Raw genomic sequence first — 9,083 nt, forward strand, 5'->3', positions numbered from 1 at the left:
AGCTGTGTATAAGAGACAGGGGCTGGCCCGAGGTGGTGGAGGAGACGCTGCGCTGGGACGGGCCGGTCGGCTTCTTCCCGTTCCGCTTCCCGACCCGTGACCTGGAGCTGGGCGGCACGCTCATACCGGCCGGGACCGCGGTGCTGGCCGGGTACACCGCCGCCGGGCGCGACACCGCGGGGTTCGGGCCGGGAGCAGGGGCGTTCCACCCGGTCGGGGACGACGAGGCGCCCTCCGGCGAGGCGGAGTCGGCGGGGTCGGAGCCGGACGCAACCGCGGCCGACGCGGCGGACGCGGCCGGCGCTCGGCACCTGTCCTTCGGGCACGGGGTGCACTTCTGCCTCGGCGCGCCGCTGGCCCGGCTAGAGGGCGCCATCGCGCTGGAGCAGCTCTACGCGCGCTTCCCCGACCTGGTGGTCGCGGTGCCGGACGACGCGCTGGCGCGCTTCGGCAGCTTCGTCAACAACGGGGTGCTCGAGCTGCCGGTGCGGCTCGGGCGCGACGCGTCGATATAGGCCTGCCTCCGGCAGCGCCGCGTGCGCCGTCCGACCGCTCGGCGATGCGACAATCATGGTCACGAGCGACTCGACACGCGGGCCGCGCGGTGATTTTCCGACGCCCCGGGGATTTAAAAAGGATCTCCAGGTATTCTTCACAACCGCCCATTTGAGGCTTTTAGGCCTGTTGAGAGCGGCGCGGGACTCAGGCGGCGGCGAAATCCGGCCGACATTCGCGGACTCGGCAGCGTCGAAGGTGCGCGGAAAGTGGCCTGGTCGGGTAGTGTTGTCGGAGATGGAACGCTGATCGCAGCGCGGGCCTCCTTTTTCAGGCTCGGGGCGATCGCGTCCATGAAGGAGACACACGAGTATGGCAACTGGCACTGTGAAGTGGTTCAACGCGGAAAAGGGCTTCGGGTTCATTCAGCAGGACGGGGGCGGCCCGGACGTGTTCGCCCACTATTCCGCGATCGCCACCCAGGGCTACCGTGAGCTGAAGGAAGGGCAGGCCGTCAGCTTCGACGTCACCCAGGGACCCAAGGGCCCCCAGGCCGCGAACATCCTGCCGATCTAAGCTTAGATCGACCACGCGGGGCCGCCGGTTCATCCGGCGGCCCCGTTGCGTATGCCCGGCGGGCTTGCCGCACGGTGAGGCGGGGCCTACGGTGAGATCATGCAGACGGCCACCAGCTGGATCATCGCGTCCGACTCCGACAGTTACTGGGGCCGGTGCTGGGGGGTCGACGGCCTGACCTTCGTGCGGGCCAACGCCTACCGTTACCCGACCGCCGAGAGCGCGGCCGCGTGCATCGCGGACCTCCAGGCGGCCGGCACCACGGCCGTGCTGCACGTCGAGCAGTCCTCCCTGCGCCGCAGGTACCCCTGACGGCCCGGCCACCGGCCTGAGTCGCCCGGCCGGTCCCACGCCACGTTCCCGCACTCCCCCGTTTCCGCCTCGTTCGGACTCGCTCGGCGCGCTCAGCTCTCGGACAGCCGCGGCAGGATGTGCTGCATGTCCGCGGCGGTGCCCGAGCGCTCGGCCAGCAGCGCGGCCGAGCCGAGGATCAGCGGGTCGGGGGCCGCGGCGACCTCCGGGTCCTTCGCGTCGTAGGGGAAGAGCGAGAGGACGTGGCGCATGGCGGCGAGCCGGGCGCGCTTCTTGTCATTGCTCTTGATCACGGTCCAGGGCGCGTCGGCGGTGTCGGTGTAGAAGAACATCGCCTCCTTCGCGTCCGTGTACTGCTGCCAGCGTTCGAGGGACGCGAGGTCCATCGGGCTCAGCTTCCACTGCCGGACCGGGTCCACCTGGCGGATCAGGAAGCGGGTGCGCTGCTCGGCCTGGGAGACGGAGAACCAGAACTTCACCAGCGTGATGCCGTCGCGCGCGAGCATCCGCTCGAACTCCGGGGCCTGCCGCATGAACTCGAGGTACTCGGCCGGGTCGCAGAAGCCCATCACCCGCTCGACGCCCGCGCGGTTGTACCAGGAGCGGTCGAACAGCACGATCTCGCCGGCGGCCGGCAGGTGCTGCACGTACCGCTGGAAGTACCACTGGGTGCGCTCGCGCTCGCTCGGCTTCTCCAGCGCCACCACGCGGGCGCCGCGCGGGTTGAGGTGCTCGGTGAAGCGCTTGATGGTGCCGCCCTTGCCGGCCGCGTCGCGGCCCTCGAACAGCACCACCAGCCGGCGGCCGGTGGCCTTGACCCAGTTCTGCAGCTTGAGCAGCTCGATCTGCAGCAGCCTCTTGTCACGCTCGTAGTCGATCCGGGCCAGCCGTTCGCGGTACGGGTAGGCCTCGCGCCAGGTGTCCACCGCCTGTCCGTCCCGGTCGATCAGGATCGGATCGTCGTCATCGTCTTCCTCGATCCGCAGGCCGGACGTCGCGGTCACGTCGGCCAGCGGCCAGAGCGCCTCGGGGCTCGCGGACTGGTGGATCGTGGTCGTCTCCTCGCTCACACGTGCAATATCCCGAACGTACGGGCCCGTTGTGCGAACCGGCTTCGAACTGTGGGTAAACATACGGCGCCCTCGGCCGGGGCCTCGGGCGCCGTACGTCACCGTGGTGCGGTGCTCAGCTCTGGGTGTACTCGTAGATCGTGGTCTCGATCTCGCAGATGCTGGGCTGGATGATCTCGACCCGCAGCACGCCGGTGGCCACGTCGTAGTCGACGCCCTCGGCCTCGAAGGTGCCCGAGCAGATGCTGTTGGCCTGCGGAATCGAGCCGAGGTCGATCACGTGGCCGGTCACGCTCGAGCCGCTCAGCGCGGCCGACAGCCGGATCTCGAGCAGCGGCTTGGCGTTGCTGAACAGCGTCTCGCTGGAGTCGTCCGAGGAGCAGATCAGCTCGGTGGAGGTGACGAAGTCGCAGCCCTGGATGTCGTTGACCTCATGGTCGAGCTCGATGTAGCCGGCCAGGTTCAGGCTGCCGCCGGTGGGCGAGGTCTGGGCGTTGAGCAGCGGCGTCGGGTAGATCTGGAGGTGGCTCATGGTGCCCCACTCGCCGGAGAGCATCCACTGGGTGTCGGGGCTGACCGCCACCCACGAGTTGTTGTACAGCTCGCCGGACACCAGCGTGTGCGTGTACTGGTACACGGTGCCGGACGGGGTGGTCACGGTGTAGAGCTTGGTCGTCGCGCTGGAGCTGCTGTTCTGGTAGTCGTCGAAGATGTAGCCGTCGATCGAGTCCGGGTCGCCGATGTGGGTCCAGCCGGCGATGTCCATCGCCAGCGAGATCGAGGCGCTGCCGCGGTAGAGCTCGTACTCGGAGCCGCCGACCGGGTCGACGGTGGAGACGCCCTCGCCGGCCGAGAGCGTGCCCTCGAGGTAGTGGGTGGTGTTGGTCCAGCCGGCGATGCCGGTGGTGGACTCGGGGCTCAGGATCGTGCTGGAGGCGCCCTGCGCGGGGCCGACGGCCAGCAGCGACCCGGCGGTCAGCAGCACCAGGGCGGCGGCCGGGGCCAGGACGCGGCGCAGGCCGGGGCGCAGCCGGGGGCGGACGGTGCGGGCCGGGCGGACGGTTCTGAGCAGGCGGGAGGGGTTCACGGTTCAGCGCACCTCGGGCAATCGTGGGTAGCCGGGCCGTGGGCGGCCCGTCGGGTGAGACAGAACCGTGATACCCACCGGGGCGGACGCGGCGTGGATGCGGCGGCGGCGCTGCGGCGAACCCGAGGAGAAGACTCCGTGATCGGCGTGCGCGCACGGCCGGGCGCCCGCGTACTCGGGCGCCCGGCCCGGCAGGGATACGGCACGGATACGGCCGGTTTTCTCGTCTCCGGCGCGTCAGACGAAGGCGCCGATGCCGGTGGCGGCGCGGCCCACGATGAGGGTGTTGATCTCGCGGGTGCCCTCGTAGGAGTAGAGCGCCTCGGCGTCGGCGACGAAGCGGCCGATGCTGTAGTCCAGCAGGATGCCGTTGCCGGCCAGCAGTTCGCGGCCCCAGCCGACCGTCTCGCGCATGCGCGTGGTGCAGTAGGCCTTGGCCAGCGCCGAGTGGTGGTCGTGGTAGATCCCGGCGTCCTCGAGCTGCGCGAGCCGCACCACCATGCCCAGGCAGGAGGTCGCGTCGCCCAGCATGCGCACGAGCATGTCCTGGATCAGCTGGAAGCGCGCCACCGGGCCGCCGAACTGCTGGCGCTCGAGCGTGTAGTCCAGGGCGATGCGGTAGGCGGCGAGCATCACGCCGACGGCCTCCCACGCGACGCCGCTGCGGGTGTGGCGCAGCACGTCGGCGGTGTCGCGGAAGCCGTGCGCCTCCTGCAGCCGGTCGGCCTCGGGGACGCGGCAGTCGGTGAAGACGATGTCCGCGTTCTCGACCGTGCGCAGCGCCATCTTGTTCTCGATCCGGGTGGCCTTGAAGCCCGGGTTGTCCTTCTTAACCACGAACCCGAGGACCGCGTCGTCCTCCTCGCTGCGCGCCCATACGACGATCAGATCGGCGAAGGTGGCGTTGCCGATCCAGCGCTTCTCGCCGTTGATGATCCAGTGGTCCCCGTCCCGGCGGGCCGTGGTGTGCAAGCCGAGCGCCACATCGGAGCCGCCCTGTGGCTCGGTCAGCGCGAACGCGCCGATCTGCTCCATCCGGCCCATCGCGGGCAGCCAGCGCCGGCGCTGCTCGGCCGAGCCGCAGCGGGCCACGCTGCCCATCGCGAGCCCGGCGTGCACGCCGTAGAACGTGGCCATGGACGGGTCCACCCGCGCCATCTCCAGGGCGATGAAGCCGGTCAGCAGGCTGCTCACGCCGCCGGGGTGGCACTCCTCGTAGGGCAGCCCGGCGATGTCGAGGGCGGCGTAGCGCGGGATCATCTCGTGCGGGAAGGCGGCGCGGCCCCACCATGCGTTCGCGTTCGGGGCGATGTCCTTGCGCAGGAACTCGCGCACCCGCAGCAGGATCTCGGCCTCCTCGGGGGTGAGCAGGCGCTCGAACTGGTAGAGGTCTTCGGTCAGGACGTGCTCGGGCAGGGCCTGGTCGGGCCGGTCGCGCCGCGGCCGTTCCTCGTCCGCCATGGCGTACTCCTTGCTGCGCGGATCGTCAGGTACTGATCCCGACTGCCCGCTTCCGCGCGGAGTACGCCTCGTGGCGGCACCCGTCGCCCGCCGTGTCCCTCGTTCGGCGCAGGGTGATCGGCGCAGGGTGATCGGCGCAGGGCGCGGGGGCGGCCCGGGCCGGACGGGGATCAGACCTCGTCGATCCAGAAGGTCTCGAGCTGCTGGCGCAGCCGCGGCGCGGCGGGTGTGGGCGCCGGGCCGTACGCGCCGAGGGCGGAGGCCTTGGCCAGGGCGTAGGGCGCGACGTCGCGGGTGATCAGGCGCTCCGCGCCGAGGTCCGCGGGGTCCGCGCCGATCGCCGGGGCGGGCTGCGGCAGGACGTAGCGGTAGACGCTCACGCTCGCGCCGATCCCGCGCGCGGTCAGGCCCTCGGTGACGAGCGTGCCGAGGGCGCGGCGCTTGGGGTCCTCGTCCCGGGTCAGGTGCGGGATGTAGACCTCTGTCACGTCCGGGAGGTCGGCCAGCAGCTTCCCGAGCGCCGTGCGCAGCTCGGTTTCCGGGACATCGCCGAGGAAGCACACGTCGGCCGCGTCCACGCCGAGGGTGCGGGCGGCGGCGACGGCCTCGTCCGAGGCGGGCGTGGTGAGGGCGAGCACGACCTGGTGGCCGCGGGCGCGCCAGCGTGCGACGGTGCCGCCGCAGGCCAGCGCCGCGTCCCGGGCGTGGGCCGCGGCCACCAGGACCGAGCCGGCGGCGGGGTCCGCGGTGGAAAGATGCTCGGCGCACGCGGGCAGGGCGCGCTCGCGGATCAGGTCGTTGAGTATCCAGAAGTGGGTGCCGTCGACCAGCCGGGTGATCGGCGTGTCGTACTTCTCCACGATGTAGCGGTTGTTCGGCGCGGTGGACGCCATGTTCTCGGACTGGCTCTTCGGGTGCGGCACGTGGATCCCGGCGGCGTCGCGGCCGAGCACGAAGCGCGCGCCGGCCCGGTGCAGCCGGTAGGCGAGGTCCACGTCCTCCCCGCCCCAGGTGCGAAACGCCTCGTCGAAGCCGCCGATCCGGCGCAGCAGCGCGGTGGGCGCGGAGACGTTGCAGGTCCAGTAGACGAGCCAGGGCGCGGGCAGGTCGGCGAATTCGTCCCCGTACTTGGTGTAGAACTCCTCGCGGTAGTCCAGCCACTCGCCGCGCTCGCGCAGCCGCCGGATCGTGCTGTCGGGGTCGTCGTAGTCGATCTCCCGCTCGATCAGCGCGGCGTCCTCGTTGTCCTCGTTGAAGCAGAACACGTATCCGCATACCGCGGCCGGCCCGGGCGTCGAGGCGTGGCGCCGTCCGAACGCGGCCAGCGCGCCGGATTCGAGCATCACGCCGGAGTCGACGAAGACGCAGTACTCCCCCACTGCGGCGTCGATGCCGAGGTTGCGCGCGGCCGCGACCCGGTAGCCGCGGTCCTCCTGGAACAGGTAGCGCACGTGCAGCCGGTCGGCGAACTCGGCCACCGCCCGCTCGCTGCCGTCGCTCGACCCGTCGTCCACGACGATGACCTCGAAGTCCTCGGCCGGCAGCGTCTGGCGCACCAGCGAGGACAGGGTCAGCCGGAGCAGGCGTTCCCGGTTGTAGGTGGGGATGACGACGCTAAACGACGGCCGGTGCGCTTCCATGGTCTCTTTTCCAGGCGAGCAGGAAGCCCGCGCACGCGGTGAGTGCGGCGCAGGCCCAGAAGACGTCGGTGTAGCCGGCCCACTCGGCCACGATGCCGGCGGCCGCTCCGCCGAGCACGATCCCGGTCTGGAACGCGCTGGTGTACAGCGCCGAGGCGACTCCGACCCGGCCGGCCAGCTCGTCCTGCACGATCGTGAACGGGATGCTCAGCACGATCGCGGCCCAGGCGGCGTTGGGCAGTTGCAGCGCGATCAGCAGCCAGCGCTCGTGCACCAGCGGCAGCACGCCGAAGAACACGGTGGCGCACCAGGCCGCCGCCGCGACCAGGCGCCAGTTGCCGATCCGGGCCGAGCGCGCGCCGACGTACATCATCACCGGCACCTCGAGGGCGGCGGCGAGGCCGATCAGCAGGCCGGTGAACTCGGTGCCGTAGTGCAGGTCCTTGGTGATGAACAGCGCGATGTCGATCTGGTAGACGGTGTTGACGCCCAGCAGCAGCACCACCGCCGTCAGCATCAGCCAGACCTGCAGGCTCACGTCGCGGAAGGGGTTGGCGGCGCGGGCGTCGCGCTTTTCCACCTTCAGGTTCGGCAGCCGCCACAGGCACAGCAGGCCGCAGGCGACGTAGAGCACGGCCACGGTGAGGTAGAGCGCGTCGAAGTCCTGGTGCGCGCCGATGACGAAGAAGGCCAGCGGCGGCCCCACGATCCAGGCGACCGAGTTGACCGAGCGCGACACCCCGTTGAAGAAGGTCGGGTTCAGGGCCCGGTGCTCGGCGAAGTCCCAGGTGTAGGCGAAGGTCTGGGCGAAGCTCGCGCTGCCGATGCCGAAGAGCACGGCCACCGCCACGAGCAGCACGTAGTAGTCGCGGGAGGAGTAGTAACACAGCGCGCCGGCCGCGGACAGGAAGGAGCACAGCGCGAGCAGCAGGCGGCGGTTGCCGATCCGGTCGGACAGCGCCCCGACGGCCAGGCCGGCCACGATCTCCACGACCGAGCGGCAGGAGAAGAACAGCCCGATCATCAGGGGCGAGGCGCCGACCTCGTCGGACAGGAACAGGCTCATGGAGGTGATGACCATGGCCACCGCGACCCCGCCCATGCCGGTGATCCCGAGCAGCGCGCACAGGGCACCGTCGCGCGCCAGCGCGGAGGTACCCGCCTTGATCCGGCCTTTTCCCCGAATCCCCGTGTCGGTCTTCTCGACCGTACTCACCGGCGTCGCCCCGAGCGTCCCGGTGAATCAGTGCATGTATCGAGCAAGTGAGCGTCCTGCCGCAGGTTCCGGCCGAATGAGACCCCTTATTCTAGGACGCGGCCGTACTGCTATGTCAATACTCTTCAGTCAGCCGGTTCGGCCGTAGCGCAGGGTATTGCCATCCGGGTCGACGACGGCGAACACGGTCTCCCCGTAGGCCGCGCCGACCGGCAGCTCGAGGCAGTTGACCCCGTCGGAACACCAGTGCGCGCGCAGGCCGGCCGGGTCGGGCACGCGCAGGTAGCAGCCGGCCGGGTTGGTCAGCGGGTCGAGGTCCTCGGCCAGGTACAGGTGCAGCTCGACGCCGTCCTGGGCCAGCTGCAGGTAGTCCGGGCCGCGGCTGATCACCGCGAAGCCGAGGTAGGCGTAGAACGCCTCGGCCCGGCGCAGATCGCCGCTGGGCAGGATCGGGACGGCGATCGCGACGGAGGACATGGCCTTAGTGAACGCGCCCGCGGCCGGGCCGGTGAAGAAGGATGCATGAATACATACGCGGTTTTAACGCGTGACGCCCCGCCGCGACGCACCTGCGCGGCTAGTCTGAACCTCCAGGTCGCAGCTCGTAGATCGGGTTGTAGATCACCCGCTGGCCTCGCAGCGTCGTGATGCGTCCCCGGACCTTCACGACCCGCCCCGGGCTGATGCCGGGGATGCTGCGCCGCCCCAGCCAGACGACGGAGACCGTCCCGGTCCCGTCCCAGAGTTCCGCTTGCAGTGCGGGCACGCCGGCCCGTGGACGGAAGGTGACCGTGCGCAGGGTGCCGAGGATGCACACCGGCTCCCGGTCGCGACAGCGCGCGATCGGGGTGGCGCCCTGGGCCGGGATGGCCGCCTTCAGGTCGGCCGCGTCGAGTTCCTCGGTGTCCGCGGTCAGGCGGGAGAAGACCCGCTTGAGCAGCCCGGCCCGGCGGGCCTCGCTCGTCGCGGTGGTGGTGTCGGATTCGCGCATCCTCGCGCTCTCCTTCCCGCGGGCCGGATCGGCCCGCGCTCACGGCTCATCGGGCTTGGTGCAGGGGTTGCTCGGGCGGCACGGCGGGCGAGGCCTTGGGCGGGGCCGCGAGGCGAACGGCGTGTCCGCGCACGTGCGGGTCAACGGCGACGAGTCCTGGGTGCCGGCCGACATCCTGGATGAAACCTACATGGTGCTGCGCGAGGCGGCGCACAACGCGCTCTCGCACGGCGAG

General features: G+C 70.8%; 10 protein-coding genes. 3 read left to right on the plus strand and 7 right to left on the minus strand.

Features of this window, described 5'->3' with window-relative positions; genetic code table 11:
• From KDL01_RS35730 to KDL01_RS35740, 3 genes are all read left to right on the plus strand, one after another.
• Positions 1–515, plus strand: a 515-nt coding sequence (locus KDL01_RS35730; protein WP_212533130.1) for a cytochrome P450, incomplete at its 5' end; no start/stop codon positions are given.
• Between the two features lie 352 nt (positions 516–867).
• Entirely contained in the window at positions 868–1,071 is a 204-nt protein-coding gene (locus tag KDL01_RS35735) for a cold-shock protein (protein WP_212533131.1), read from the plus strand.
• A gap of 99 nt (positions 1,072–1,170) precedes the next feature.
• Entirely contained in the window at positions 1,171–1,383 is a 213-nt protein-coding gene (locus KDL01_RS35740) for a hypothetical protein (protein ID WP_212533132.1), read from the plus strand.
• Between the two features lie 92 nt (positions 1,384–1,475).
• Here KDL01_RS35740 and ppk2 read toward each other — a convergent pair whose 3' ends face one another.
• The 7 genes from ppk2 to KDL01_RS35775 form a co-directional block, all read right to left on the minus strand.
• Positions 1,476–2,453 carry a polyphosphate kinase 2 gene (gene ppk2, locus KDL01_RS35745; protein ID WP_307846754.1) on the minus strand — a complete coding sequence of 326 codons (978 nt, stop codon included), beginning with the start codon at positions 2,451–2,453 and terminating at the stop codon, positions 1,476–1,478.
• 115 nt (positions 2,454–2,568) lie between these two features.
• Positions 2,569–3,540 carry a hypothetical protein gene (locus KDL01_RS35750; RefSeq protein ID WP_212533134.1) on the minus strand — a complete coding sequence of 324 codons (972 nt, stop codon included), beginning with the start codon at positions 3,538–3,540 and terminating at the stop codon, positions 2,569–2,571.
• Positions 3,541–3,777: 237 nt separating this feature from the next.
• A complete protein-coding gene (locus tag KDL01_RS35755; protein WP_212533135.1) occupies positions 3,778–5,001 on the minus strand; it encodes an acyl-CoA dehydrogenase family protein in 1,224 nt (407 codons plus the stop codon).
• 170 nt (positions 5,002–5,171) lie between these two features.
• Positions 5,172–6,641, minus strand: coding sequence for a glycosyltransferase (locus tag KDL01_RS35760; protein ID WP_212533136.1), 1,470 nt, complete (start codon positions 6,639–6,641; stop codon positions 5,172–5,174).
• Entirely contained in the window at positions 6,616–7,857 is a 1,242-nt protein-coding gene (locus tag KDL01_RS35765) for a sugar efflux transporter (RefSeq protein ID WP_212533137.1), read from the minus strand. Before KDL01_RS35765 ends, KDL01_RS35760 begins: the two co-directional genes overlap by 26 nt.
• A 129-nt stretch (positions 7,858–7,986) precedes the next feature.
• Entirely contained in the window at positions 7,987–8,334 is a 348-nt protein-coding gene (locus KDL01_RS35770) for a DUF8817 family protein (protein ID WP_212533138.1), read from the minus strand.
• Positions 8,335–8,434: 100 nt separating this feature from the next.
• Positions 8,435–8,848, minus strand: coding sequence for an OB-fold nucleic acid binding domain-containing protein (locus KDL01_RS35775; RefSeq protein WP_246577467.1), 414 nt, complete (start codon positions 8,846–8,848; stop codon positions 8,435–8,437).
• Positions 8,849–9,083: the final 235 nt, after the last annotated feature.

This window comes from Actinospica durhamensis, from assembly GCF_018139695.1.
GTDB classification, from domain to species: domain Bacteria; phylum Actinomycetota; class Actinomycetes; order Streptomycetales; family Catenulisporaceae; genus Actinospica; species Actinospica durhamensis.